This is a genomic window from Lederbergia citrea (assembly GCF_018343525.1).
GTDB classification, from domain to species: domain Bacteria; phylum Bacillota; class Bacilli; order Bacillales; family Bacillaceae_C; genus Lederbergia; species Lederbergia citrea.
This window is the reverse complement of record NZ_JAGYPH010000001.1, coordinates 1540475-1566870: the sequence shown is the minus strand read 5'-3', so window position 1 is coordinate 1566870 and position 26396 is coordinate 1540475. Positions and strand designations below refer to the sequence as shown.

At 36.9% G+C, this 26396-nt stretch carries 32 protein-coding genes and 1 tRNA gene; 27 read left to right on the top strand and 6 right to left on the bottom strand.

Annotated features, from left to right (window positions below):
* Positions 1-6 precede the first annotated feature (6 nt).
* From KHA88_RS08095 to KHA88_RS08085, 3 genes are all read left to right on the top strand, one after another.
* Positions 7-1359, top strand: coding sequence for an aspartate aminotransferase family protein (locus tag KHA88_RS08095; RefSeq protein WP_213096406.1), 1353 nt, complete (start codon positions 7-9; stop codon positions 1357-1359).
* Positions 1360-1394: 35 nt separating this feature from the next.
* Positions 1395-2501: an alanine dehydrogenase gene (gene ald / locus KHA88_RS08090; protein ID WP_213096407.1), complete on the top strand. Its 1107-nt coding sequence runs from the start codon at positions 1395-1397 to the stop codon at positions 2499-2501.
* 224 nt (positions 2502-2725) lie between these two features.
* Positions 2726-2798 (top strand) — tRNA-Val (locus KHA88_RS08085).
* A 100-nt stretch (positions 2799-2898) separates the two neighbouring features.
* Here the strand turns inward: KHA88_RS08085 and KHA88_RS08080 are convergent.
* Positions 2899-4086, bottom strand: coding sequence for a site-specific integrase (locus KHA88_RS08080; protein ID WP_213097800.1), 1188 nt, complete (start codon positions 4084-4086; stop codon positions 2899-2901).
* 219 nt (positions 4087-4305) lie between these two features.
* Here KHA88_RS08080 and KHA88_RS08075 point away from each other — a divergent pair, with 219 nt between their 5' ends.
* The 6 genes from KHA88_RS08075 (at position 4306) to KHA88_RS08050 (ending at position 7138) form a co-directional block, all read left to right on the top strand.
* Positions 4306-4644 carry a hypothetical protein gene (locus tag KHA88_RS08075; protein ID WP_213121708.1) on the top strand — a complete coding sequence of 113 codons (339 nt, stop codon included), beginning with the start codon at positions 4306-4308 and terminating at the stop codon, positions 4642-4644.
* A gap of 165 nt (positions 4645-4809) precedes the next feature.
* Positions 4810-5751, top strand: a complete 942-nt coding sequence (locus tag KHA88_RS08070; protein ID WP_213096409.1) for a hypothetical protein — start codon at positions 4810-4812, stop codon at positions 5749-5751.
* A complete protein-coding gene (locus tag KHA88_RS08065; RefSeq protein ID WP_213121707.1) occupies positions 5717-6232 on the top strand; it encodes a P-loop NTPase family protein in 516 nt (171 codons plus the stop codon). The genes KHA88_RS08070 and KHA88_RS08065 overlap by 35 nt, the downstream gene beginning before the upstream one ends.
* 38 nt (positions 6233-6270) lie before the next feature.
* Entirely contained in the window at positions 6271-6510 is a 240-nt protein-coding gene (locus KHA88_RS08060; RefSeq protein WP_213096411.1) for a P-loop NTPase family protein, read from the top strand.
* Positions 6510-6695, top strand: coding sequence for a hypothetical protein (locus tag KHA88_RS08055; RefSeq protein ID WP_213096412.1), 186 nt, complete (start codon positions 6510-6512; stop codon positions 6693-6695). Before KHA88_RS08060 ends, KHA88_RS08055 begins: the two co-directional genes overlap by 1 nt.
* Positions 6696-6802: 107 nt before the next feature.
* Positions 6803-7138 carry a DUF1064 domain-containing protein gene (locus KHA88_RS08050; RefSeq protein WP_249308231.1) on the top strand — a complete coding sequence of 112 codons (336 nt, stop codon included), beginning with the start codon at positions 6803-6805 and terminating at the stop codon, positions 7136-7138.
* Positions 7139-7237: 99 nt separating this feature from the next.
* Here KHA88_RS08050 and sda read toward each other — a convergent pair whose 3' ends face one another.
* Together sda and KHA88_RS08040 are read right to left on the bottom strand one after the other, a co-directional pair.
* On the bottom strand, positions 7238-7372 hold the full coding sequence (sda, locus tag KHA88_RS08045) for a sporulation histidine kinase inhibitor Sda (protein WP_249308233.1): 135 nt from the start codon (positions 7370-7372) through the stop codon (positions 7238-7240).
* A 304-nt stretch (positions 7373-7676) separates the two neighbouring features.
* Positions 7677-7814: a YjcZ family sporulation protein gene (locus tag KHA88_RS08040; RefSeq protein WP_283247424.1), complete on the bottom strand. Its 138-nt coding sequence runs from the start codon at positions 7812-7814 to the stop codon at positions 7677-7679.
* A gap of 333 nt (positions 7815-8147) precedes the next feature.
* Here KHA88_RS08040 and KHA88_RS08035 point away from each other — a divergent pair, with 333 nt between their 5' ends.
* The 7 genes from KHA88_RS08035 to KHA88_RS21435 all read left to right on the top strand — a co-directional run bounded on the left by KHA88_RS08035 (position 8148) and on the right by KHA88_RS21435 (position 11156).
* Positions 8148-8345, top strand: a complete 198-nt coding sequence (locus KHA88_RS08035; protein WP_213096413.1) for an XtrA/YqaO family protein — start codon at positions 8148-8150, stop codon at positions 8343-8345.
* Positions 8345-9214, top strand: coding sequence for a hypothetical protein (locus tag KHA88_RS08030; RefSeq protein ID WP_213096414.1), 870 nt, complete (start codon positions 8345-8347; stop codon positions 9212-9214). The genes KHA88_RS08035 and KHA88_RS08030 overlap by 1 nt, the downstream gene beginning before the upstream one ends.
* Before the next feature lie 28 nt (positions 9215-9242).
* A complete protein-coding gene (locus KHA88_RS08025) occupies positions 9243-9527 on the top strand; it encodes a hypothetical protein (protein ID WP_249308234.1) in 285 nt (94 codons plus the stop codon).
* Positions 9509-9955 (top strand): sigma-70 family RNA polymerase sigma factor, encoded by a 447-nt coding sequence (locus KHA88_RS08020; protein WP_249308238.1) that lies wholly within the window; start codon positions 9509-9511, stop codon positions 9953-9955. Before KHA88_RS08025 ends, KHA88_RS08020 begins: the two co-directional genes overlap by 19 nt.
* A 405-nt stretch (positions 9956-10360) precedes the next feature.
* The gene (locus tag KHA88_RS08015; RefSeq protein ID WP_213096415.1) at positions 10361-10825 is read left to right on the top strand and encodes a hypothetical protein; all 465 of its coding nucleotides are present in this window, start codon (positions 10361-10363) and stop codon (positions 10823-10825) included.
* Between the two features lie 74 nt (positions 10826-10899).
* Positions 10900-11001, top strand: coding sequence for a terminase small subunit (locus KHA88_RS21160; RefSeq protein WP_213096416.1), 102 nt, complete (start codon positions 10900-10902; stop codon positions 10999-11001).
* Complete coding sequence (locus KHA88_RS21435; protein WP_430413697.1) at positions 10977-11156, top strand: YolD-like family protein; 180 nt, start codon at positions 10977-10979, stop codon at positions 11154-11156. The genes KHA88_RS21160 and KHA88_RS21435 overlap by 25 nt, the downstream gene beginning before the upstream one ends.
* A gap of 574 nt (positions 11157-11730) precedes the next feature.
* On the opposite strand, the gene KHA88_RS08000 is transcribed toward KHA88_RS21435, so the two are convergent.
* Positions 11731-12111, bottom strand: coding sequence for a nucleotide excision repair endonuclease (locus KHA88_RS08000; RefSeq protein ID WP_249308240.1), 381 nt, complete (start codon positions 12109-12111; stop codon positions 11731-11733).
* Between the two features lie 237 nt (positions 12112-12348).
* Here KHA88_RS08000 and glpK point away from each other — a divergent pair, with 237 nt between their 5' ends.
* Positions 12349-13842 (top strand): glycerol kinase GlpK, encoded by a 1494-nt coding sequence (gene glpK, locus KHA88_RS07995; RefSeq protein WP_213121706.1) that lies wholly within the window; start codon positions 12349-12351, stop codon positions 13840-13842.
* A gap of 49 nt (positions 13843-13891) precedes the next feature.
* On the opposite strand, the gene KHA88_RS07990 is transcribed toward glpK, so the two are convergent.
* Positions 13892-14719 carry a sugar phosphate isomerase/epimerase family protein gene (locus KHA88_RS07990; RefSeq protein WP_213096420.1) on the bottom strand — a complete coding sequence of 276 codons (828 nt, stop codon included), beginning with the start codon at positions 14717-14719 and terminating at the stop codon, positions 13892-13894.
* 231 nt (positions 14720-14950) lie between these two features.
* Between KHA88_RS07990 and KHA88_RS07985 the strand changes: the two genes are divergently transcribed.
* The 3 genes from KHA88_RS07985 to KHA88_RS07975 are packed head-to-tail and all read left to right on the top strand — an operon-like array spanning position 14951 to position 17664.
* Positions 14951-15820, top strand: coding sequence for a phosphotransferase (locus KHA88_RS07985; protein ID WP_213096421.1), 870 nt, complete (start codon positions 14951-14953; stop codon positions 15818-15820).
* Positions 15821-16894 (top strand): undecaprenyldiphospho-muramoylpentapeptide beta-N-acetylglucosaminyltransferase, encoded by a 1074-nt coding sequence (gene murG, locus KHA88_RS07980; protein ID WP_213096422.1) that lies wholly within the window; start codon positions 15821-15823, stop codon positions 16892-16894. It abuts the gene before it with no gap.
* 17 nt (positions 16895-16911) lie between these two features.
* Positions 16912-17664 carry a (S)-benzoin forming benzil reductase gene (locus tag KHA88_RS07975; RefSeq protein ID WP_213096423.1) on the top strand — a complete coding sequence of 251 codons (753 nt, stop codon included), beginning with the start codon at positions 16912-16914 and terminating at the stop codon, positions 17662-17664.
* Positions 17665-17744: 80 nt separating this feature from the next.
* Here the strand turns inward: KHA88_RS07975 and KHA88_RS07970 are convergent, their stop codons facing one another.
* Positions 17745-17864 carry a 3-methyladenine DNA glycosylase gene (locus KHA88_RS07970; protein ID WP_249305885.1) on the bottom strand — a complete coding sequence of 40 codons (120 nt, stop codon included), beginning with the start codon at positions 17862-17864 and terminating at the stop codon, positions 17745-17747.
* Positions 17865-18088: 224 nt separating this feature from the next.
* Between KHA88_RS07970 and KHA88_RS07965 the strand changes: the two genes are divergently transcribed.
* From KHA88_RS07965 to KHA88_RS07935, 7 genes are all read left to right on the top strand, one after another.
* Positions 18089-19114, top strand: a complete 1026-nt coding sequence (locus tag KHA88_RS07965; protein WP_213096424.1) for a LacI family DNA-binding transcriptional regulator — start codon at positions 18089-18091, stop codon at positions 19112-19114.
* Positions 19115-19260: 146 nt separating this feature from the next.
* Complete coding sequence (locus tag KHA88_RS07960; RefSeq protein WP_213096425.1) at positions 19261-20583, top strand: ABC transporter substrate-binding protein; 1323 nt, start codon at positions 19261-19263, stop codon at positions 20581-20583.
* A 70-nt stretch (positions 20584-20653) separates the two neighbouring features.
* Positions 20654-21613 carry a carbohydrate ABC transporter permease gene (locus KHA88_RS07955; RefSeq protein ID WP_249305883.1) on the top strand — a complete coding sequence of 320 codons (960 nt, stop codon included), beginning with the start codon at positions 20654-20656 and terminating at the stop codon, positions 21611-21613.
* A gap of 2 nt (positions 21614-21615) precedes the next feature.
* On the top strand, positions 21616-22494 hold the full coding sequence (locus KHA88_RS07950) for a carbohydrate ABC transporter permease (protein ID WP_213096426.1): 879 nt from the start codon (positions 21616-21618) through the stop codon (positions 22492-22494).
* Positions 22495-22507: 13 nt separating this feature from the next.
* The gene (locus KHA88_RS07945; protein ID WP_213121705.1) at positions 22508-24841 is read left to right on the top strand and encodes an amylo-alpha-1,6-glucosidase; all 2334 of its coding nucleotides are present in this window, start codon (positions 22508-22510) and stop codon (positions 24839-24841) included.
* Positions 24842-24911: 70 nt separating this feature from the next.
* On the top strand, positions 24912-25559 hold the full coding sequence (locus KHA88_RS07940) for a YesL family protein (RefSeq protein ID WP_213096429.1): 648 nt from the start codon (positions 24912-24914) through the stop codon (positions 25557-25559).
* 46 nt (positions 25560-25605) lie between these two features.
* Positions 25606-26391 (top strand): sugar phosphate isomerase/epimerase family protein, encoded by a 786-nt coding sequence (locus KHA88_RS07935; protein ID WP_213096430.1) that lies wholly within the window; start codon positions 25606-25608, stop codon positions 26389-26391.
* The last annotated feature ends 5 nt before the right edge of the window (positions 26392-26396 follow it).

Below are 26396 nucleotides of genomic sequence, written 5' to 3'. Positions count from 1 at the left end.
GAAGGAATGACAAAAATTGAGCAAAGCGAAGATTTTCTAACAAAGGATAAAGATTATATTTGGCATTCAATGAAGCCGTATAGCCCTGATGCTACAATGATTGCAGAAAAAGCGGAAGGATCTTGGATAACAGATCATAACGGAGAACGGTTTTTAGATGCGATGTCAGGATTATGGTGTGTAAACGTTGGTTACGGTAGAACGGAACTGGCTGAAGCGGCATATGAGCAATTAAAAGAAATGGCCTATTTTCCGCTCACACAAAGTCATACACCAGCTATTAAACTCGGAGAAAAATTAAACGAAATGCTAGGCGAAGAATACGTCATATTTTTTTCCAATAGCGGATCCGAAGCAAATGAAACGGCTTTTAAGCTTGCGAGACAATATCATCAACAAAAAGGAGAGCACGGTCGTTATAAATTTATCTCAAGATACCGTGCGTACCATGGGAATTCGATGGGATCGCTTGCCGCTACTGGCCAGGCACAACGAAAATATAAGTATGAGCCATTAGCTCCTGGGTTCATCCATGTAGCTCCACCTGATTCTTATCGTTCTGAAGATAATGCAGATTGTAAGCCTCTGGACCTACAATCCGTAAAAGACATTGATCGTGTCATGACATGGGAGTTAAGTGAAACAATCGCTGGAGTGATTATGGAACCAATTATTACTGGTGGAGGTGTTTTAATACCACCTGACGGATATATGGCTGGCGTAAAAGAGATTTGTGAAAAGCATGGTGCATTATTGATTGTCGATGAGGTCATATGCGGATTTGGCCGGACTGGAAAACCATTTGGTTTCATGAATTACGGAGTAAAACCTGATATTATTACGATGGCTAAAGGGATTACAAGTGCCTATTTACCATTATCAGCAACAGCGGTGAAAAAAGAAATTTATGAAGCGTTTAAAGGATCAGAGGAATATGATTATTTCCGTCATGTAAATACATTTGGCGGAAATCCAGCAGCATGCGCGCTTGCACTGAAAAATCTTGAGATCATGGAGAATGAAGGCTTATATAACAGATCGGCAGAATTAGGGGATCATTTAAAACAAAGCCTCTCTGCATCTCTAAGAGAGCACCCTTTAGTTGGTGATGTAAGAGGAAAAGGGTTATTGGTAGGAATTGAGCTTGTAAAAGATAAGGCGACGAAAGAACCACTTGACGCAAATTTGGTAAATAAAGTGATCGTAGGTTGTAAACAAAAAGGATTGATCATTGGAAAAAATGGTGCCACCGTTGCTGGTTATAACAATGTGTTAACACTTGCTCCACCTTTAAATATTAAGGAGGAAGAGCTTGACTTTGTTATTAAGACATTAACTGACGAGATAGATGCTATATAGAATGTTGCTCAACTATCCTAGAGAGGTTGATGTAAATGAAAATTGGTGTACCAAAAGAAGTTAAAAATAACGAGAATCGGGTTGCTCTTACTCCATCTGGAGTTATTCAGCTTTCTCAGCATGGGCACCAGGTCTTTATAGAAAAAAACGCTGGACTGAATTCAGGTTTTTTCAATGAACAATATATAGAAGCTGGTGCCATCATTGTGGAGACGCCTGCTGATGCATGGGCATGTGATATGGTTATAAAAGTTAAAGAGCCAGTGCTGGAAGAATATCAATACTTTTACGATGGGCTCATATTATTTGCTTATTTGCATTTGGCAGCCGATCAGCAGCTTACGAAAGCCTTAATGGAAAATAACGTCGTTGCGGTTGCGTATGAAACTGTACAATTGGAAGACAAGTCGCTCCCATTACTTACGCCAATGAGTGAGGTTGCAGGGAGGATGGCTACCCAAATTGGTGCGTCTTTTCTTGAAAAGACGAAAGGCGGGAAAGGTGTATTACTCGGAGGTGTACCAGGAGTTAGTAGAGGTAAGGTTACAATTATTGGTGGTGGAGTAGTCGGAACGAATGCCGCTAAAATTGCTATCGGACTCGGTGCGCAAGTATCAATTATGGACGTTAGTCCTACTAGACTGCGAGAATTAGATGATATTTTCGGAAATTCGATTACCACTTTAATGTCTAATCCTTATACTATTAGTCAAGCGGTAGCCGAAGCCGACCTTGTAATTGGGGCTGTGTTAATACCGGGTGCAAAAGCACCTACATTGGTCTCGGAAAAAATGGTTCGGTCAATGGAAAATGGTTCAGTTATTGTTGATGTGGCGATTGATCAAGGGGGAATTTTTGAAACTGCAACACATGTCACAACGCACGCGGATCCAACATATGTGAAGCATGGCGTTGTTCACTATGCAGTTGGTAACATGCCAGGCGCTGTGCCTAGAACTTCTACAATCGCACTTACCAACGTGACAGTTCCATATATTCTTCAAATTGCAAATAAAGGGTATAGGCAAGCATTTAATGAAAATCACGCTCTTTTTAGAGGGCTGAATGTTATTCAAGGAGAAATTGTATTCGAAGGAGTTGCCAACGCACATAATCTACCGCTTGCTACCGTAACTAGTTGAAGATAGCTGAACAACATCAAATACCGGAACAACTAGTATATATCAGTTGTTTCGGTGTTTTTTTGTTGCTGTAGAACTTTATAACTCCTCGCCTACTATTTCAGTCCTTAAATACTATTTCTTAACTGGTAAATTTTCATAGTTTTTATTTATTAGGAAATATCTCTTGACTCAAATGTAATTCTATAGTATATTATTAATTGTCCAGCACATTACATAAACGTGATTCTGTAGCTCAGCTGGGAGAGCGCCACCTTGACAGGGTGGAGGTCGCTGGTTCGAGCCCAGTCAGAATCATACCACGAAGCCTAGAGCCATAACGGTTCTAGGCTTTATTATTTTACGCCAACAATAACAAAATAGTCAGTTGTTGACGAATTGTTGACGAATGAAATTTTTAAGCTTCTTTTCTGTTGAAAATAGCATCCAATTTTTCTGCTGCTCCTTCATCTGCTGATTGTAATGCATGGCCGTAAGTATCCATTGTAATTCTAATTCCAGAATGACCCAATCGTTTAGAAATAATTTTTGCATGGACTCCTTGATTGATCAGCAAGGTGGCTGAGGTATGGCGTAGCTCATGCAGACGTATAAATCTAATCCCTGAAGAATTAATAAATCTTCTCCACCATGTAGTCGGGGTGGTAGGGTAGAAGTGAGTCCCATCTTCGTTACAAAAAAGCCATTCATGTTTTTCTTCAATCCACTGATCCCTCATTTTCATTTTTTCCTTTTTCCAATGAAGTTGAAAAGCTCCTAATTCTTCTACAATCGAATCAGGGAGAGAAATGATTCTTATTGTTTTTTTAGTTTTCGGCTTCTTTATTATTGGTTTTCCGGATTTCCCACGAGTAATTGTTTGATTGATAGTAATGACTCCTTTTTCTAAATCCACATTTGACCATTCTAAGCCTAATAACTCTCTACGCCTTAACCCGGTTGCTAAAGCTAATGAAACAAATATTCTCCAATGAAAACTGCGGCTTTGAACAGCTTCCAGTAACAATTCAACTTCCTCTTGATCATAGACGTCGGCTTCCTTGGGTTCACTTTTCGGCTCTTCAACTGCCGCAACAGGGTTTTCTTTGATAATTTGCCAATCTTCCGCGCGCTCGAAAATATTATTAAACACTCTATAGATATATTGAATCGTACCTTCGGAAAGAGGTTCATCCTTACCGTCTAATCGTTTAATATCCGGGAGCCAATTCACAAGATGTATAGGTTTCAATTGATCAACTCGCATATGACCAAAATGTGGTAGTATGTGATTCTTAATATGGCCTAGATATGTTTCTAACGTTTGTTCTCCTAACGCTTTAATTGCGTACTTATTTTCCCAATCCTTCACAAAGTCTTTTATTAATAACTTTTCCGGTGCGATGTACTCCCCAGCCTCAACTTCCATTTGGAACTTCGCTAATTCCAACTCAAGATAGTCATTAAGTTTTTTCTTAGTCTTTAATAGGGCCTTATCTTCAATTCGAATGGTTCTGGTGCGCCTAATACGCCTTCCCTTTGCGTTATATCCAGCTTCAACAACCAAAAGCCATGAATTTTCCCCACGTTTTTGGAAACTAGCCAGTTTTATCGTCTCCCTTCATATAAAATTGCTGATTCTGCTACTCTTTGAAAATACAAAAATGAATTTTTCTTTCGGATCCATTTTTCCAATCTGTTTTCTGCAAACTCGTTTTCAACATTAAATATTTCTGCAATTAGACATGGCGCTTCAATCTTCCTTTCTGGCAGCCGAATTTTTTCTAACTTGAAGTGGATACACAAAAATGATAAGCGAAGTTTTTTGCCTGAGATTGCCGAAGAAGACTTAAGAATTTCAGTCCTAAACGAAATTGACCAACTATTAAAGGTTAAGAACATTTCAGATAAAGAAGTAGATGAACTATCCAACAAACATTTTAAAAGAGTGATGGAGAAATTAACTTTACAAGAGCTTGCTGGACTTAAAAGAATGATTGAGCTTCAACCAGTGAACAAACCCGATAATCCTGTAAAGAAGAAAGAAGAAGCAATTGAAGCTGAATTCACAGAAGTTAGAGAAGAACCTCCTGTAGAGCCGGAGAAACCATCAGCCGATGACATTAGCTTCGATGATATGCAAGAGGAATTCCCTTTTGATTAACACATTTAATGTCCTCCTTCCAGAGTGGATCTGGGAGGAGGCAAAAAATAAAGGGCATTTCAAACGTCTTGTAATCGAGTATATGCAGCGTTATCCGAATTACACAGTTAGGTATATATAAGGTAGATTGGCTGTTTGTGAGAGAAGATGAAAGGAGTAATCGGGGTGGAAAATAATCTGAATGCATCGGGGTTCGTGATCCAGCCCCGGTTGCAATTTAAACACTTACGAGACCAAATGTTGTTTCAATATTATTTATCAGTTGCAAGTTATAAAGAGTCAAATAACTCAAAGATTGGTCAAGTGATAATCAACATAAGTGAGATTAATAGACAGCTCGGGTGGACGAGGAAAGAGGTTTACGTTTCCTTGGACAGGTTAAAAGATACCGGTTTAATAGCAAGAGAAACTCTTCCGAACAACAAAGGAATTAGATTATCAATCAACTCTTACGAAACCTATCAGGACCTTAAAAATTACAAAAATAGGGGTCAACAAACCAAAAATGAGGGTCAACGAAATGAAGTTAGGGGTCAACAAGAGGTAGACGAAAAGCCAGTTACATCAAGTATTGAAGAGGGTGAAAGTATGACGAAGGGTCAACAAATCGAAAATAGGGGTCAACTTATTAATATAACAGCATTTATAAACAGCATTAATAACATCAATAAAACATTAAAAGAGTACATGGCATCGGCTCAGGTTAAAAACAAAAACTTGAGCACCACTGAAGAAATAGAAACCTTTGTTGATTTCGCTTCGCGAACCAACGCTCTGCCGCAAGGGGTTAATCAAAAATTACTTGTCTCTTATTTTGATTGTATTCGCCTTACAAGGCAGACATGCACTGTTTCAGCAAATATCCTAGTGAATTTCATAGACAAAATACAAAAGTATTCTGCCAACCAAATTAATTATTCTCTCTGGAAGCACATTGAAGATAATGACGACAAAAGAGAGACTTACACACTTGGAATCTTACGAAATGTTAAAGAACCGGAAGCCAGGCGAGGACTTATCAAACTCAAAAATAAGAGAGGCGGCGAGCGACTTGCAGAATCTGGCGGGAGTCATGAAGAGTTTCAGGAATACGATTTCGGTTTCTAGTAATCGCTGTGAAAACATTGACGTTGTTACAAAACAAAAATGTAATAGGCAACTGATGATTGAGGAAAGTAGAGAGTTTTGCTTCCGGTGCGAGGAAATCGCAAAAGAAGATTTGGCTATCAAAAATCAAAGTGAAGAGCTGATAAAGAATCGCGAAATCAATGAACTGCTGGATACTTTCAAGTCTGATAGTTTGATTAACGAGGATTTGCAAGAAGCAACTTTTGAGAATTACATACCGGAGACTTCATCGCAGAAAAAAGCTTTGCAAATAGCCAGAGATTATGTAAGAAATTTTAACAAAAAGAACGGCTTGATTATGGCTGGACGTACTGGGGTTGGAAATAGTCATTTGAGTGTTTCTATCTCCAAAGAGATTATCAAACGAAAACACACGTGCTTGTTTATCTCCATTCCGCGATTAATGACGGCGATCAAGGGCACATATCGGAAAGATAACGAACGGAACTGGATATCTTAAGGACCATCCAAACTGTTGATTTATTAATCTTTGATGACTTGGGTGCAGAACGTGAAGATTCTGATGACAAAGGAACAGCCTGGTCCAAACAAAAGATTTTTGAAATAACTGATGGCCGTGCAGGAAAATCAACTATTTACACATCGAATTACAGTGGTTCTGAATTAATCCAAATGTACGGAGAACGTGATTTTGGCAGGATGGTAAAATTCTGCAAAGCAGTCACGGTGACTGGAGAAAATTACAGACTTCGTAATTTCAGAAAAGGGGCGGTCTAATGATTAATCGGCTTATACACATGCTAATCATCACTATTGGTCAGTGGTCACAGTTTGGAGGGATTCAGTACGAGCGACAATTTGAGTCGATCATGAATCAGCTGCAAGAAGAACTAGGTCTTGATTGGGACGAAACTGTCAGTTTTCTTGAACATGTAATGGCAAATAAGGAGGATGCGGCGTGAACACTATAAAAACCTACGAAGACTGGCTCGCCTGGCAAAAAGAAGTTATCAGGGAAGAGGCAAAGGAAAGAACGGAATTATTGGAGAGTGAAAAATAAATGCAAAGGATGGCAGTTCAGGAATACCGAAAGATAAATCGGAATTCTCGATCTAAGTACGGCAATACAAAAGTAGAATTGGACGGGCATGTATTTGACAGCATTGCAGAATCTAAGTATTACCAGCAATTGAAGTGGCTGCAGGAACACGTAGAGATATTGTTTTTCCGCATGCAGCCTAGGTATTTACTCCAGGACGCTTTCGAAAAGGATGGCAAAAAACATAGACGCATCGATTATGTTGCTGATTTTAAGGTCCATCATAAGGATGGAAGCATCGAGGTTATAGATGTAAAAGGTTTTAAGACGGACATCTTTCGTATGAAAGAAAAAAATGTTTCATAAAAAATATCCGCATAAATTAACACTTGTTAAATACCAGAATGGGAGATTTGAAGAATTAGAGGAATGAAGAAATGAACTTACCCAGGCTACCATGATTGCCTATAGGGGAAGACGTATCTTTCTGCGTGAAATTTCGTCTTGCAGCACTTTTATATAATCACGTTCCAACTTATTGCTTTTTACCTTTCGATACAAAGATATTAATAGTTCATTGGACAACTCTTTAATTGACATTAGATTCAACTCCTTATAGACGAAATTATTATATCTACATAATTATTTTAGTCGAAATAGGAGAGAATGGGATGCTTTTTACAATTTATTTACAAAAGTATACAAAGTTTTTACAACGCAGCACGAACGCTATGAGTCGATTTTGACAGAAAGAGCGACACAAATAAAACGAATAAGTGAGAGAAATTCTTGGTTTTAGTGGGATGTTGAACTGGAAAATTTAGATGGTTAAAGAGCGCCGGGCTAAAGCGCTCTTCTTGAGGTGAGTAGTATATGTTTCGGATAATTTTGGTAGGTTCATAGCTTAATATTTGTGATGCACAAATGCTGTACCAACAATGATTAACAATATGAACAACACAACGATTAAAGCGAAATTGAATCCCATACCATGTCCATAGCCACTACCATAGCCACCATAACCTCCGCAGCATCCCATCATAATATCACATCCTTTTATATTGATCGCCATTCGAAAGGTGGTTAGTTTAGTTTATGTGAGTTGTAATGAAATGAGTGAGTGATAAGCGGACAAGGCGAAAAATGGTTGTGTAGTGGAGTGATGATTTAGACACAAATATTGCTAATGTCACATTCCGAATAAAGAGCGAAGGAGTGAACACGATGAAATACACAGGCATCTGCCATAAATGCGGTGAGTTTGTAAGACATGATGGAGGTAAACATAAACGAATTAAGGGTAATTGGCGGACGGAGCATAACAACTGCAAGGATAAGGAATAGGTGATTATACCATATCTGGGAGGGATTAGACATGATGCTACAAGATATAGAATTGACTAGTACAAATAGATTAGAAATTGATATAATGGAAATACCATCCAGTAGCGTGATTGTGATCTGCGATGGCAAAGCGAAATTGAGAGAGCTTCCTCCTTTCGGTGAATATAGAATTGTTACACATCAAGGGAAAGTGAAGCGCATGAGAAGGGAAGAGGGGGAGGAGTTTTAGTGAGTTTATCTGTACTCAGGAGAATGAAAGATAATAGTAGTAAAAATGCAAAACAATTAATGCTAAGAAGTAAAAATGACGATTATGGAATTCGAGAAAAGATAAAAAATAGAAATAGCTGGCTATTAGTGTTTGTCGTTGTTGTGTTTACAATATCGATTTCTGCGATAATAGTTTCTAAATTTATCATTAATGATGAAAGTATTAATCTTGATTTGGCAACTATCCTTAGTACATTATTAGCTTTTTTCTCTATATATTTGTCCGCTACTTTTTATTTTAAAGCGACGGAACAGAGTAATAATTTTTACGATCGTTCTTACAATCATACAAAAGATATAGCTGAATCCCTAAGTAATATGAGAGGGGAATTTGGGAAGTCTTTAAACTTTCTAGAAAAAAATAGTGACGCTATGAATCAGAGGTTTGATAGTATACCTTGGAAAAAAATATCAGAAACTGAAAAAAAATTAGAGGCTGTGGAAAAGGAAAAAGAAGATTCTATTATGAAGATATTAGAGGAAGCTGGTGTTGAAAAGAGTAAACAAGCCGAATATATACAAAAGCTTAGTGAACAAGAAAAACATATTAATAACTTAAACAATGAACTAAACATATTGAAGCATACAAATAATGCGAAAGATTATATAACTAATTATTTAATTAAATATATTTATGAGATCGGTCCAAATAAACTTATTGATGCTGAACCAAATTTTATTATTAAAATGTTTCATAGGTTTAGAAGAAATCTACCCGATAAATTAATGATATTACTAGCCGATGAAAAAATCATAGATTCATCGGGAAATCTTACTAAGAGGGGAATTGAGATTATTAAAAGTATAGCAATTGAAATAGCGAACTAATAGTTCTACCAGCTCACTGGAGGAAACGATGATAACAGCATTACGCTGTGTCATCTGTTGTCCTCTTTTTTATTTTTCGAAAGGAGTTGAAACTATGAATCTGCCACTAAAAGAACAACTGAAAGTTTGGAAGAAAGACCATGCTGAATTTAAGCAGCGTAAAAAGCCTAAAAAGCGTCGTAGCGATGTTTTAACAGAGTCGGATATAAGAAGCTTGATGGGGATGGATAGAGCTGTGTATGTGAGAGGAAAAGGGGGGCGTACAGGCAAAAATATTAATCGGAGGGATAAACATTGGATATTTCTCAATTAATTAATGATTACAACTGGATGAAAAAAGAGATTGCTAGATTGCATCGTATTATTTATGGATCTACAGTTCCGATGATTAAGTGGGGAGTCGCTCAATATGGTATTGAAGCTACGATGCCAAAGGGAAGTTCAGGAATGAGCGCGTCTGAATTAGATGCAATGGATTTACGAGAAAAAAGACAAATTGAACGATTAGAAACGTATCAAAGATATGTATATGCCTTGGAATCGGCAGTGGACATATTGGAGAATGAAAGACAGAAATTCATTTATGATTGCCTTCTTGATGAAATGACGTACAGGCAGATAGCGCTGCATCTGAATATGTCTAAGGATTTTGTCCAGAAGCAAAAGAACGACATTGTAAGACAAATTAGACAAAGTAGACAGATTACAGCTATTTTGACTATGGAAAAGTCTGCCGTGTAAAATGGAAGGGAGGGTCGGTGAGGTTTGGTTTTTCTGGCCGGAGCACTTATTACGTTAATTAGAGCCATCCTTCGGAGGCGTTTAAAAATTTATATCAATTTAATTTATATAATACGAATTTTATGGTCATAATATAGACAAGCTCTAGCGGTAACTAGAGCTTGATGTTTCAAGAAAATAAAAGAATGGCAAGTGCAATCAAAAGTAACTCCTTATCGCAATGTATAATCAACTTCACACGAGCACCCCCCTTCTTTTTTTGTAGTATTTACATAAAAGTTCGGGGGTATTCGAGTTCGATTAAAATCAATAGAAATTCGCTCCAAATCTGATAGTAAAAGTATCTTTATTTAGCAGGGATTTATCCTCTTTTGTCGAATATGTTCGATTAAAGGGGGAGAATGTATGGCAAAGCCAACCGTTGGTAACATGGAGTTTGAAAGCTTGATAAAGCATGTGAATGCGGATGATCCACTTCAAATTGTAATTAGATGTCACTTAATTGTTGAATCAAAATTAATTAAATTAATAGAATTGAGTCTAGAAAATAAAAATGAATTAGATGTAGAGAAATTAAATTTTCCTACAAAAGTTAATTTAGCATTCGCTTTAGGGTGTATTGAGGAAAAGTATTTAAAACCTGTGTTACTTAACATTAACTCTTTAAGGAATAAATTTGCGCATAATATAAAATATGAACTTTCTGAAAATGACGTTATGAAACTTTATAATAAAAACCCATCTTTAGAGTTAGTCTTGGAAAAAGGATTCAAAGAAAGGTCTTTACTAGATAGACTAAGGGCGGCCATTGCAATGACATTTATTGAACTTGACGTAACAGAAAAAGCGATTGAAGAAATAAGTACCTAATATTTTCGATTAACAGCACCCATATCGGGTGTTTTTTTGCGCTTAAAACACTATGGGGGTGGCGGTGATATGTAATGAAGTTAAAAAAGCTAACGCTGAAACAACAAGCATTTGCCTATTATTACATTGATTTGGGGAATGCTACGGAGGCATATTTAAAGGCTTATTACCTTTAATAATTACATTGTGGTTTGATGGGTTTTTTGAAGAAGTGGAAGGAGTCCTGGAGAGGGTGGATGATATTAATAAAATAGTGTGGGTACGAGAAAGAAGTAATGACTTGCACAAAATTGATTATGAAAAAATAACTAGTGTGGAATTTATTGACTAAAGGCCTTCTCGTTTATGTGAGAAAGGCTTTTTTATTATTCCACAACATTCCAATTACTGGTATATCCATTAATTGTTAAAACAGGTGGGGAATGCGGTATTAAAAATACCGCACGAACAATTATAATAATGCAGCTAGAGTATGCGTACAAAAAGCCGCGTTCTAATGAGTGGGGCAATTATTATTTATGTTGACGAATTGTTGACGGAACTCGTCAACAACTCTCATTTTTGTTCAGATTCAATCCTATGACCTTTTCACAAAACCTTATGTACCAAGGTTTAGCCCATTTTGTTCGGTCTTATTCGGATTAGGTTATCCACCTTGACAGGGTGGAGGTCGCTGGTTCGAGCCCAGTCAGAATCATACTTAAAAAAGCCTGTAGTCGTTGATAAATCAACGACTACAGGCTTTTTGTTTTGGATTACTAGGATGGACATACAGGAGATGTACGATAAAAACCCCTCAAATACGAGGGGCTTTATTATACTAAAATACAATCTGCTTCCAACTTAGGTGAGGCTACTGTACAAGAAACTTTTAGCGTTCCTGATTATCCTCTTTTATCGATAATCTACTTGTAAAACACTTTATCGACATTATATTTTGCTTTATTTGTATTGATTAAATATGTTTCGTAAATTTCGCGTTCCATGGGATCTTCAACAATGGAAACCGTGATTTTACTTACTTCGTCACGATGATTTTTTATCGGTGAAACTGAATCCTCAAAATGTTTCTTCACACGCTGCCTTAGTTTACGTGCCTTCCCTACAAATAATAGTTCACCACGATGATTAAAAAACTGAAAAATACCACCTTTATCACGGGGAATCTCATGGAAATCGATAAATCCATAAATTGGTTTGATTGCTACTTCTTCAGCAGATGTTTCCTGTTTGCGCTGAGTAATTGTTACATCAGCTGCCGGTGCTTTAATTTGAATCAAATTCATCACTTCCTCTGTTATCTTGATGGCTTATACTATCATAATGGCCGGAAATAATCTAATTATAGTAACATTTTTTTACCAGAAAGAGGGGCAATGATTGATCTGTATGAAGTATGAGAAAGGACTTGACTTTGAAATTACTCGTGCTGCTAGGGCAACAATTCAAGCAATTTAATCAATAAAAATGTTATAATCTGTATTATCTTAAGTTAATGATTTTTTTGATAATGGAGGTAAATTATGTCTCAAGAATATATTTTAGCACTAGATCAAGGTACTACTAGTTCGCGAGCCATTTTATTCGATCATCACGGTGAAGTTTTCCATACGGCTCAACAAGAATTCACTCAGTATTTTCCAAAGGCTGGATGGGTAGAGCATAATGCAAATGAAATTTGGAGTTCCATTCTAGCAGTTATCGCAGGTGTATTATCGGAAAAGAATATTAAGCCTGAACAAATTGCTGGAATCGGAATTACAAATCAACGTGAAACGACTGTGGTGTGGGATAAAAATACGGGAGATCCCGTATATCATGCAATCGTTTGGCAATCAAGGCAAACAGCTGACATTTGCCAGGAATTTAAGTCAAAAGGTTATAATGATGTTTTTCGAGAAAAAACAGGTTTGTTGATTGATCCATATTTTTCCGGAACTAAAGTAAAATGGATTCTTGACAATGTTGAGGGAGCTAGGGAAAAAGCGGAAAAAGGAGATTTGTTGTTCGGAACAATTGATACATGGCTCGTCTGGAAGTTATCCGGAGGAAAAGCGCATATTACTGATTACTCGAACGCCTCTAGGACGCTTATGTTTAATATTAATGATTTGAAATGGGATGATGAATTACTCGATATTCTAGGTGTTCCGGTGTCTATGCTGCCTGAAGTCAGAGAATCTTCGGAAATATATGCCCATACAGTCGATTACCATTTCTTTGGGCGGGCTGTACCGATCGCAGGAATTGCCGGTGATCAGCAGGCGGCACTATTTGGGCAGGCATGCTTTGAAAGTGGAATGGCAAAAAACACATATGGTACAGGCTGTTTCATGCTAATGAATACAGGGGAAAATGCGGTGAAATCGGAACATGGATTATTAACGACGATTGCATGGAAAGTGGATGGTAAAGTAGAGTATGCACTTGAAGGCAGTATTTTCGTAGCGGGTTCTGCGATTCAATGGTTAAGGGATGGGCTTCGAATGTTAAAAGATTCGAAGGACAGCGAAAAGTATGCGGCTCGAGTAGAATCAACAGATGGTGTATATGTTGTACCTGCGTTTGTCGGACTTGGAACACCGTACTGGGATAGCGATGTGAGAGGCGCGGTTTTCGGTTTGACACGGGGAACATCCAAAGAGCATTTTGTTCGTGCAACATTGGAATCTCTCGCATATCAGTCAAAAGACGTTTTGGATGCAATGGAAATGGATTCGGGGATTTCCTTAAAAACCTTGCGTGTTGACGGAGGTGTTGTGGAAAATGATTTCCTCATGCAATTTCAAAGTGATTTATTAGATGTTCCTGTAGAACGACCAATGATTAAAGAAACAACAGCATTAGGAGCGGCCTATTTAGCTGGTCTGGCAGTTGGATTTTGGAAGGATCGCTCTGAAATTTCGAAGCATTGGTATATAGATCATTCTTTCTCTCCGAAAATTGAAGAAAAGCAACGAAATGAATTATACGAAGGGTGGCAAAAAGCGGTCAAGGCTGCTATGGTGTTTAAATAATGAAAACCGGATGCGTTTTGGGCATCCGGTTTACTTTACTTTGGATTCATTACAAATACGTCTCCACGATTTTTCTAACGCGATCTATTCCTTCCCACATATCGCCAGGTCCATCATAAATTAATGTAAGGGATCCGTCGTAGTTAGCAGGTGCTAAAAGATCCAAACACTTTCGAAATTCTTCTTCATCGGGTAACCCCTCTGAATCAAAATTCGCTTTTGCATGTACAGATTCACTGTATGGGAGTATCTTAGCTATTTCCTCATATTTTGTAGGACCTCCGAAATTTCCAAAGTCTGTAGTTAAGCCAATTTGCTCATTTGAGCTCCGAACGATTTTCAGGCAGTTGTCTGCGGTTGATGTTAAAGAACGGAAATTTTCTGTAATAATGCCTACTCCTTTGGTTTTTCCATAGTCCACAAGTTCATTTAAGTAGTGTGTAGAACGAGCAAGTGCTTTCTCGTCCCCAGGGTCAGCATCTCCAGCAATAACCCTTACGCGTTCAGCACCAACTGTACTAGCAATGTCAATCCACTCTTTAATAAATTGCATATCTGCATCTCTACGAATTTCATCATCTGTTGTTAGATCACCGTAATCAATTAAAAGCGTATGTAATTTAATATTGGCTTCTTTACAAGCACTTTGTAATGCTTGTAAATAGTCGGATTCTGTATTTGGAAAATGAAAATGGCAAATCTCAAAGGCTTTGAATCCTTTCGAAGCTAATACCACAGGTAAATCTACAAGCTTTACTGTTTCGGGTTGAGGCTCTATTTGAACGCGATGTTTCTTCTCTCCTTCATCCCATACTGTCCAATGAAGAGGACCAAGATTTCTGTGTAAGCTCCAAGTGCTTAAAGAAAGATAAGACATTTCAAAAATCACTCCTTGTATTTTGAAAATCCACTTTATAATGGTGAAATTCCTTATGAATAGAATTCAACTAAATCTTTGAAATTCCTTTCTTGTGAAAAGAAATATTTTAGTTAATCAAGATGAGAGAAATAATTGTTATTTTCTAAATTTAACATAGAAGTCTGCCTCCTTCTTTGTTATCTTTGGAATATAGGATACTTGGGACAGTTTTCTCGATAGGAGCTGGTTATGCTGAATATTAAAGAAATCATTGATCGATTAAATAATGCAAAAATTCTCCCTTTTAAAATCACCGAATGGAAGGAATTAACCGGTGGAACTTCAAGCAGTGTTTGGATGTTATTAGGTGATAATAAAGAGAAATATGTACTGAAAAGTAATGAGGATGACGTGATCAAAGAGGAGTCTCAATTTTTAACAACTTATAAAAATGTTAATATGTTACCGGAAGTAGTATATGTAGGAGAAAAATACGAATATTTTATCTACAAATACATGCCCGGAGAAATAAATCCTGCAATGATCGACAAAACAGAAATGCTTACTAAGCTAGTAAATGAAGTTATTAGTAAATATCAACCACTAGGTGATAAGTGGGGCTGGACATGGGACTCACACCAAAATTGGAATGAATTTCTTTTGACTGAAATTGGTAATGCAAAAGAGATAGTTGGTCGGGTATTAACAAAAGATGATTTTCAGCTGGTCAAGCAATTATGTCAAAAGGATATTAGAAGAAATGGCGTCGAAAAAGCCTATCTTCTTCATGGAGATTGTGGGGTACATAACTTTTTACAAAAAGATGGAAAGCTTGTAGGTGTCATTGATCCGATGCCACTTGCTGGTCCGCCACTTTATGAGCTTGTGTTTGCTTTTTGTTCATCACCCGAACAGCTTACAATGGAAGTCATTTACGAAGCAGCAAGTATACTTCCGAATTTTCATATTAGTAAAATGCACTTGATAGAAGAAGTAATTATTGGGATATATATTCGGCTCCTTAGATGTATTTATCATCATCCACATGATTTACCCGAGTATTTAAACGCTTGGGTGTATTGGAATAGATTGCTTGAAAGGAGTGCGACTGTAAATTAGATGAATAGTAAAAATATCGTTTTTACAGGCGGTGGATCGGCTGGGCATGTAACCCCAAATATCGCGATAATGGAAGCATTGGGAAAACATTGGAATGTACATTATATAGGCTCGTTTAACGGAATTGAAAAAGAAATCATAGAGAGGACGAGCATTCCTTACAATGGAATATCAAGCGGTAAATTACGTCGTTACATGAGCAAGGAGAATGTTCTGGATATTGGCAGAGTAGTGAAAGGGTTTTGGCAAGCAAGGCGGTTACTAAAAAAGATAAAACCAAAACTTGTATTCTCCAAGGGTGGCTTTGTAACGGTGCCTGTAGTTCTAGCTGCAAAATCTCTCGGTATTCCCGTCTATTTGCATGAAAGTGATATGACACCAGGGTTAGCAAATCGAATTGCTATGAGATTTTCTAAAAAGATTTTTACATCATTTGAAGAAGCCGCCAGCCATTTTCCGAAAGAGAAAACGACCGTTGTCGGCTCGCCGGTTCGAAAATTATTATTTGAAGGGAATGCAAGTAAAGGAAAGAGATTTCTTGGGTTCGAAAAAAAGCTGCCTATTTTGACAATTATGGGCGGCAGTCTTGGCGCAAAAAGGATAAATGAAGAGGTTCGTGGTTTGCTTCCAGCACTTACAAAGCAATTCCAAATTGTTCATATTTGTGGAAAAGGTCAAATTGATCGTACATACTTGAGTCATCCTGGTTATCGCCAATTTGAATATATTTCAGAAGAACTTCCCGACATTTTGGCTGCAACTAATTTGGTGCTGACGAGAGGCGGATCGAATTCAATCTTTGAATTCCTATCCCTCCGTATTCCTATGCTCATTATTCCGTTGACGCTTTCTCAGAGTAGGGGCGATCAAATTTTAAACGCGATTTCATTTCGTGATAAAGGTTATTCATTAATGTTAGAGGAAGAAAACCTAACTCAGGAAGTTCTCTTAGGTCACATCATTGAGTTGCGAGAAAAAAGCGAACAAATGAAGAAGGCAATGGCCGCTTTTCCCGCCAGCAATGGAGTCGCTTCCATTGTAGAAGCAATTGAAAAAACGAGATACTATAAATGAGAGGAAGGGTATTATTCATGGACGTCTATTTTATCACTGGTGCCTCTAAAGGTATTGGTCTGGAGTTAAGTAAACAACTGATAGAGGAAAATCATTTCCTAGTTTGTACGGCACGAACACGGAATGAAGAACTACTTCAACTTGCGAAAGAAAGGAAATGCCAACTCGTTTTTCTACAATCCGATTTGTCCGAGACGGAAAAAATTGGTGGGCTGATGGACGAGATGATCGGTCTACTTCCAGATCAAGCAAGGTCGGTTACGCTCATCAATAACGCGGGTGTCATTGATCCTATCGGGAGAACGGAAGACAATGATCCGGCTATGATTGCAAAAAGTATTTCCGTCAATTTGACTGCGCCGATGATTTTGTCTTCAACATTTATTAATAACTTAATGAATCATAAAATTGTTAAGAAAATCATTAATATATCATCAGGTGCAGGTCGACATCCATATTCAGGCTGGAGCAGCTATTGTGCAGGAAAAGCGGGGCTTGATCATTATACTAGGGTGGTTGCTGAGGAACAGAAAAATGTGCCTTATGGTGTTAAAGTCATTTCGATTGCACCGGGAATTATTGATACAGGAATGCAAGAGAAAATTCGCATGAGTGACGAAAAAGACTTCGTTTTACTCGACCGATTTAAAGGTTATAAGGAGCAGGGACTCCTTAGTTCTCCGGAAGAAACGGCACGTAAGCTCATACATGTAATCCAAAATGATCATTTTACTGAAATGGATGATATTCTTGATTTGCGAAATTTTTAAACAAGTAATTTAATCATATGAGAACATAAATAGAACCGCCATCTCCTTGTTTGAGCATGACGGTTCTATTTGTATTGTGTCTAAAATTTCCTCGGATCCTTTTCATTCGGCGCTCTTTGAGGCTCAATATCCCTACCATTTTCCTTCTTTTTTTGCTGTTCTACAGAATCGTTATCTCTTCGCTTTTCATTTGCAGCCACTATATAATCCTCCTTAAAAATAGTTCTATATAATAAGATTCCCTAAACTTTGATAAAAATAACAAGATAAGGATGAGATTTTTTCTTTCAAAATGGAAATTGAACTGGGTTGTGAATTCCCGGAATAAAATGAAAATAGAGAAAAATGGAATTTAATTATTGCAATCGCTTCCATTGATATGTATATTAAGAATATAAGGAACCAAAACGTTTCGGAGGAAAAAATGACTACTATAAAAGATATTGCAAGGATTGCCGGAGTATCTATTACTACAGTATCACGAGCATTAAATGACTATTCAGATGTTAGTGAAAATACACGACAAAGAATCAAGGCAATCGCAAAGGATTTGAATTATAGCCCGAATGCTCATGCACGCAGTTTAGTTACAAATAAATCCAAAACTATTGGCCTGCTTGTATCGGATATAAACAAAGGAATGGTAAAAGACAACTTTTTAGTCGAAATTTTGTCAGGAATAGACCATTTCGTGGCTCAAACAGATTATGACCTTGTATTATTTAGCACAAATTCTACTAAACAACGGGAAAAGACATATTCCCAGCTTTGTCGTGAACGTAGGGTCGACGGTGTAATCCTGCAGGGAATAAAAACAGAGGATCCTTATTTAAGGGAAGTTATCGAAAGTGATATTCCTTGTGTATTAATCGATATTCCAATTGAATCATCAACAGTAGGATATGTTACAACGGACAATGTAATGGGCTCGAAAAAAGCTGTTGAATATTTAATTCAACTTGGTCACGAAAAAATCGCAATGATGAATGGACATAACTTTGCATTTGTTAGTCAAAGCCGTCTAAAGGGCTATTTTGAGGCATTGAAGGAAGCGCATCTATCTGTCAATTGGGATTGGATAGTAAACGGGGCATTTGATGAAGGTATAGCGGAAAATGTGGCAACCAATCTCTTAACTAAACACCCGGAGATCACCGCAATATATTGTGCAAGTGATTTAATGGCTTTAGGAACAATGAAAGCAGCTAAAAAACTCGGTATTAACATTCCGGAGGAACTATCTATCATTGGTTTCGATGACATTTTATTAGCCTCTTATGTCTCGCCGCCATTAACGACGGTTGCTCAAAATAAATCTGAAATGGGCTATCAAGCTGCTAAGCTTTTAGTCGAAATGCTTGAAGACAAAGATGTTTCACATGCAATCTCCTTAGATACGAAACTAATTGTACGAGAATCATCTGGGGTAACCCAACAAAAAATCAATTAAATCCGAAACGATTCGGAAAACGGGTGATCTTAGAATAAAAGTAGTTAAGGTTGAGTCGAGAAAAAACAGTGAAAGTCTTTTTTAGTTTGTTAGTAGTAAATACTACTTTCAATATAATTAATATTAGTTAAAGGGGGAAATGTTGGATGAAAAAGCTTGGAAAAACGTTATTTGCTTTTTCTTTATTGGTTGTTTTACTCTTAGCTGCATGCAGCAAGGATGCGAGCAATGAAAGCTCGGAAGGTGCAAAAGGCAGCAACGAAAAAGGTAAGGATAAACAAATCACATTGCGAGTTGGAACTTGGGAGGGTGGCGATGGACTAGCGATGCAACAAAAAATCGCTGATGATTATATGGACAAAAATCCCAACGTGAAAATTGAAATTGAATCCGTTCCAGATCAATATGGTACGAAAATTCTTACTCAAATTGCAGCTAATGATGCTCCAGATATTTTCCAAATCGGTGATGGCGACGTAAGATTGTTTATGGAAAAAGGTGGTTTAGAGAATTTAACACCATTTGCAGAAGGAAGTAATGGCATTAATTACGATGACTATTATGAAAACGTTTTAGAAGTCGGGAAAATTGATGATAACTTATATACAATGCCAAAAGATTATAGTACTCTTGCTGTTTTTTATAATAAAAAATTATTTGATGAAGCAGGGGCTCCTTATCCAGAAAAAGGTTGGACATGGGAAGAGTTTAATGATGTTGCAAAAAAACTTACTAAAGTTGAAGGGAAAAATGTTGTTCAATGGGGAGTTTCATTACCGGGAGCTAATCAGCGATTCCTAATTCCTCTTTTATATGGCTATGGTGGAAGCCTTATAAGCGATGATGGTGAGAAATATGAAGGTTATATGAATAGTGAAGGTTCCAAAAAGGCTCTTCAGTTGTATCATGATATGTATTTTAAAGATAAAATAACACCTTCTAATGCTGACTCAGAAGCTTTTAAAGGTGTGAATTTATTCGAAACAGGAAAAGTGGCAATGGATATTATGGGACGATGGCCATTAACTGGTTATCTATCAAATCCTAATCTGGATTTTGGAATTGTAGATTTACCAGAAGGTCCTTCAGGGGAAGTAAATAGTATTTTTTATGCGGGTTATGGACTTTACACTAAATCTGAAAACAAGGATGCGGCTTGGGATTACCTGAAGTTTTTAACAGGAGCACCTGGTTCTAGCGTCTTCGCTGATCATGCATTCTCTGCTGTTAAATCTGTTGCGGAGGAAAAAGGACAAACGACTGATCCATTACAAAAACCGTTTGTGGATGGAGTAGCAAACGTTCAAATGTTCCCTGAAAGATTAAGCCCATATTATCAAGCAACAGGGAGTAAAGAATATTCGGATATGCTAGAAAGGCTAATGTTAGGTGAAAAAATGGACATTAGCAAGGCACTTGATGAGACTGCAAAAAAATCTGAAGAGGCATTAGCGAAAGAGAAGAAATAAATTTAGAATATTTATCTGGATAAGGTGAGTCATCATTGCTCACCTTATTTGGGTAAAAATGAGGTGTACTATGAATAAAGAAAGAGAAATGGCAAATTTAAATCATTCAATGATAGGTAAGCAGACTTCAACAAAAAAACGTTTGTCAGCTCGAAAAAAAGAAGGGCTTACTTTTTATCTTCTAATTTCACCTTGGATATTAGGATTTTTATTCTTTATTTTAGGACCTATGATCGCCTCCCTTTATATTAGCTTTACAGATTGGGATTTATTAACGAGTGCCAAATGGATAGGTCTTGAAAACTATCTTACGGCTTTTACGGACGATAAACTATTTTGGCAAGCTCTTAAAGTAACAATGATTTATTCGATTTTTTCTGTACCATTAGGTTTAGTTGTTTCGCTCGGAGTAGCTTTACTTTTAAACCAAGCTGTTGCCGGGATGAGGTTATTTAGGACTATCTATTATTTGCCGGCTGTAGTAAGTGGAGTTTCCGTCATGGTGTTATGGATGTATATTTTTAATCCGCAAATTGGTTTGTTAAATACGGTACTCGGTTATTTTGGAATACAAGGTCCTGGCTGGATTTTTGATCCTAAATGGGCTCTCCCATCCATGATTATTATGAGCTTATGGAGTGTCGGTGGAGGAATTATTATTTGGCTTGCTGGATTAAATGGGATTCCTGATGATTTATATGAAGCGGCTGATTTAGACGGTGCAAATAGATGGAGAAAGTTTCTGCATATTACGGTACCTATGCTAACTCCAACAATTTTCTTTAATCTAATCACAGGGATCATCGGAGCATTGCAAACATTTGGTCAAGCCTATGTCATGACAAAAGGTGGGCCACTCAATTCAACTTTGTTTTTTAATTATTACTTATTCCGAAAAGCTTTTGAGGAATTTGATATGGGGTATGCTTCTGCTTTAGCATGGCTGCTGTTTATTTTAATTTTTATATTTACCCTTCTTGTTTTCAGATCCTCTGCAGTCTGGGTCTACTATGAAGGAGAAAGGAAATAAAAATGTCTACTTCCAAAAAAATTACTAAAAGTAGGAAAACACCAGGTAAAATTATCCGAAAAATTACATGGCAATCCTTTATTTACTTATTATTAATATCAGGCGCAATGATTATGCTCCTCCCTTTTTTCTGGATGGTGTCAACTTCTTTAAAAGAGTCATGGCAAGTATTTTCTTGGCCACCTAAATGGATACCCGATCCAATACGTTGGGACAACTATATAACGACATTTAGTTCGTTACCCTTTGGAAAATGGCTTGTTAATACAGTAATCATTACTTTTTCTACAATTATCGGTACATTACTTTCTTGTACTTTGGTAGCGTACGGGTTTGCACGTTTTCGTGCACCAGGTCGTAATGCATTATTTATCCTAATGCTTGCCACAATGATGCTGCCGGGTGCTGTAACAATGATACCTGTCTTTTATTTATTTAAAAGTTTAGGTTGGATTAATACTTTCTTGCCATTGATCGTACCATCATTTTTCGGAAATGCCTTTTTCATCTTTTTATTGCGGCAATTTTACATGACGATCCCTACTGAGCTAGAGGATTCAGCAAAAATTGATGGTTTAGGTACATTTGGCATCCTTTGGCGAATTATTATTCCGTTAACATTACCAGCTTTGACGACTGTAGCTATATTTCAGTTCAATGGAGCATGGAATGACTTCATGGGTCCATTAATTTATTTAAGCAAACCAGATCTTTATACATTAGCTTTAGGAATTAACTTCTTTAAAAGTCAAAATAACGTTGAATGGAATTATTTAATGACAGCTTCAGTAGTAACAATGTTGCCGTCTCTAATCATTTTCTTTATAGGGCAGAAATATTTTATTGAGGGTATATCACTAACCGGAGGATTAAAGGGATGATAGGAGGATTGAAATGAATATAAAAGAGGACTTGAAACCTTTGGCAGTTGAAAATTTTCAAGAAAGTAAAAAAATAATAAATACAAATATTCAAGATTTATATATATGCGCAGGAGACCGTGCCCATGTCATTGGAGCACAGAGTGGTTTATTCCCAGATTTCGGTCATCATGTAAAGGACGAGATGGGTGGCGTTTGGTCTCATCCTATTAAACTTTTAGATGGATATTGGCTAGGATTTTCACAAGAAGACGGAAATAATGGGGTAAATTGGCTTAAAGAGGCAAATGAATTTCATAACTATCCTTATTACAATGAACATGATTATGAATTGGCGAATAATGATCTGCAAGTGATTAGAAGACAATTTTGTCCTGATGGTTTACAAGGTGTGGTAGTTACCTATTTTATTACAAATACAAGTGATGTAAACCGTAAACTTGATGTTTCCTTTTTAGGTAGAACCGATCTAAGTCCTGTATGGTTTTCTGAGAATTTAGGCATAAAAGATGGTTTGGATGTTGGAAGGTTGGATGAATCGGCAGGGATCTTCATCGGAAATGATAGTGAAAATCCTTGGTATGTAGTATTTGGAGCTGATCGTCCATTCCAAAAAGGGAAGCAAGATCGTCACTTATTTGGTCCTGAGGAAACTGCCGGGCAGGGTATTTCCGGGTTATTAACGTATGAAGATGTAGAGATACAAAAAGGCGATACGATTGAATTGAATTTTTTTATTGCTGGATCAAATATTTCTGAGGAATCTGCACTACAAACTTTTGCTACGATCAAAAATCAACATAATCGCTTATTTGAAGCGAAAAAAGAACGTTACGAGAAAATATTAAATAAAACAATGATTAAGATTCCAGATAAACATTTAGAAAAAGTGTTTAATTGGAATAAATTTCATATGGATTGGCTGACGATGGAAGTCCCCGAAGTTGGCCGTGGACTCGTAGCAGGGCATCCAGAATATCCTTGGTGGTTTGGCTGTGATAATAGTTATGCCCTCTTAGGAAATCTGCCAATAGGAAATCTTGAATTGGCTATTGAAACATTGGATTTAGTGCATAATGTTTCGGAAAACGAAAATGGAAATGGTCGAATCATTCATGAAGTTTCAACATGTGGTGCTGTAGCTAACAAAGGAAATACACAAGAAACACCGCATTTTATTATGTGCGTCTGGGAAACTTTTTTATGGACTGGGGATTATGAGTTTTTAAAACGGATGTATCCAACAGTGAAAAAAGGGATTGATTGGATTTTCAATGAGATGGACCCTGATGGGGACCTACTCCCAGAGGGATATGGCATTATTGAAATTGAAGGGTTAAATGTAGAATTAATAGATACTGCGGTTTATTCATATGGAGCCCTAAATGTAGGTTCTTTAATGGCTGATATGTTTGAAGAATCCTCATTAGCGGAACATTATCGTGGATTAGCAAATAAACTTAAAGAAACGATTAATCAAGAAATGTGGATGAATGAAGAGAAGCTATATGCGGATGCCATGGCAACACCGAAATTGATTTTAAGCAAAATAGATTTGTATATTGATAGAGCTAAAAATGATCATGCGATAAATGCTGTAAAAGATCTCGAACAAATGAAAGAAAAGATACTTAACATTAATGATCAAGAGAAACAACTCCCATGGTTATTTAAAAATTGGGTTATTAATACACCAATGGAATTAGGACTAGCACCAAGGGAACAGGCAATTCCTGCGTTAAACAGAATGGGAACTGAAGAATTTACTGGACAATGGGGGACCTACTTATCAGGGATGTATCAAACAGCAATGATGACGATATCAACTGGTGTTCAGGCTGTAGCCGAATGTAAATATGACCGGATTGATGAAGCAATGAGATACGTTAATTTAATTGCTAGCACATTTAATCAAAGATTACCTGGATCAATCTCAGAAATGTCACCTGATTATGGGTGCTTTGTACAAGCATGGACATCATACGGACTCGTTTGGCCATTACTAAGCCATGTATTTGGCATACAGCCTAAAGCACATTGGAAAGAAATTACGATAAGGCCAAGATTACCTAAAAGCTGGGATCATATATCTCTAACCAATTTAGAAATCGGTACAGGAGATAAAGCTAATGTATGTTGTGTGTCGATTTTAAAAACAAAAGATAATGATAAATATAATATCTCTTTAGAAAAAGAAGGTTGGAAAATTATGATAGACCTTCCTGATCAACGTTATAAAAAAGTGTTATTAGATGGTCAGGAGGTCACACCAATAAGAAAAGAAAATGGGATCATTATTTTGATAGAAAATGCAAGTAATCACGAGATTCAGGCTTTATATGAATAATCAACGATCTGGGGATATAAAGTTCGGGGATAAGTAAGATTAACCTGCCTATAAGGAGTGCAGTTGAAGAATGGGAAATCGTTATATTGGTAAACTGTATACTTTTTGTGAATGGGTAATGAGAATTGCCTATCTCAATATATTATGGTTTTTCTTTACTTTAGTTGGACTTGTTATTTTAGGAATTACTCCGGCAACAGCAGCAATGTTTTCAGTAACAAGGAAATGGATCACCGGAGAATCAGATATTTCTATTTTTAAAACATTTTGGCAAGTATATCGGGTTGAGTTTTGGAGATCGCAAGTTTTCGGGTTGATCTTTTTAATAACCGGATTGATTTTATTCGTCGATTATAAATTTTTTACGAGCCCAACAGGAGCAAACTATATATGGCTGAAATATATGTTCGTCATTTTAGTCTTGGTGTATTTGAATTTATTATTTTACACTTTCTCGTTGTTTTCACATTACAAACTATCATTTAAAACTTATTTTAAAAACGGATTATTAATGAGTATTTTCTATCCGATTCATAGTTTTTTAATGATTGCTGGATGTATTTTCGTCATTTTGTTCGTTATTAATTTTCCAGGACTCTCACCATTCTTTAGTGTAAGCATGCTAAGTTTATGGATAACGGTAATAACGCATAGCGTGTTTGCTAAAGTTGAACAGCGTAAAAGATTGTCGGATGAAAAAAATCTGGTCAGTGAGTGAAATCATAAGCATAGAAAAAATATCAAAAAAAGGTGAGTGGATATTCATGAAGATTGGACTACTAGGATTACCTACGGAAGAGACTTTTAAGAAGGCAAAGGAAAAGGGATTGGAATTTGTAGAATTCAGTATTAACGTGGAAAGCAATGTAGATCAATTCCTTAATGATGTTCATGAAATTGCCGACTGGAGTAAGAAATATGAAGTGGGGGTTCAATCAATAGGTCGTTGGGGATCAGACCGATTGGATTCTAAGGGAAATATAATAGAAGAAGAGTTGAAAATATCTTATCAATTAGTCGATGCGGCCAGTGTCCTAAATTGCGAAAATTTTGTTGCCGGCTGTAATTACATAAAAGAAATTTCCTATTATGAGAACTGTACAGCAGCAATTGAATATTTTTCTAAGCTGATCGATTATGGTAAAGAAAAAGGTGTAAAGATTTCAACTTATAATTGTGATTGGAACAATTTTATTGATAATGAAATGGCATGGACCATCATTCATGGATATTTACAAGAGTTGGGAATAAAATATGATCCATCCCATTCTCGTTATGGAGGACGTGATTATTTAAAAGAAATGAGGGATTGGGGAGAGCGCTTTTACCATGTTCATATTAAAGGGTCAGTTATTATTGAAGGTGCAAGATTTGATGATCCTCCAGCAGGCCTAGACCAAACAGATTGGAAATCTTTTATGGCTGTGCTTTATGCTAAGGGCTATGATGGCGGTCTTAGTATTGAACCCCACTCACATAATTGGGAAGGGGAACTTGGGGAAAAAGGCGTTGATTATACAGTTGATTTTATGAAAAGGTTGTTAGTTTAGTAATC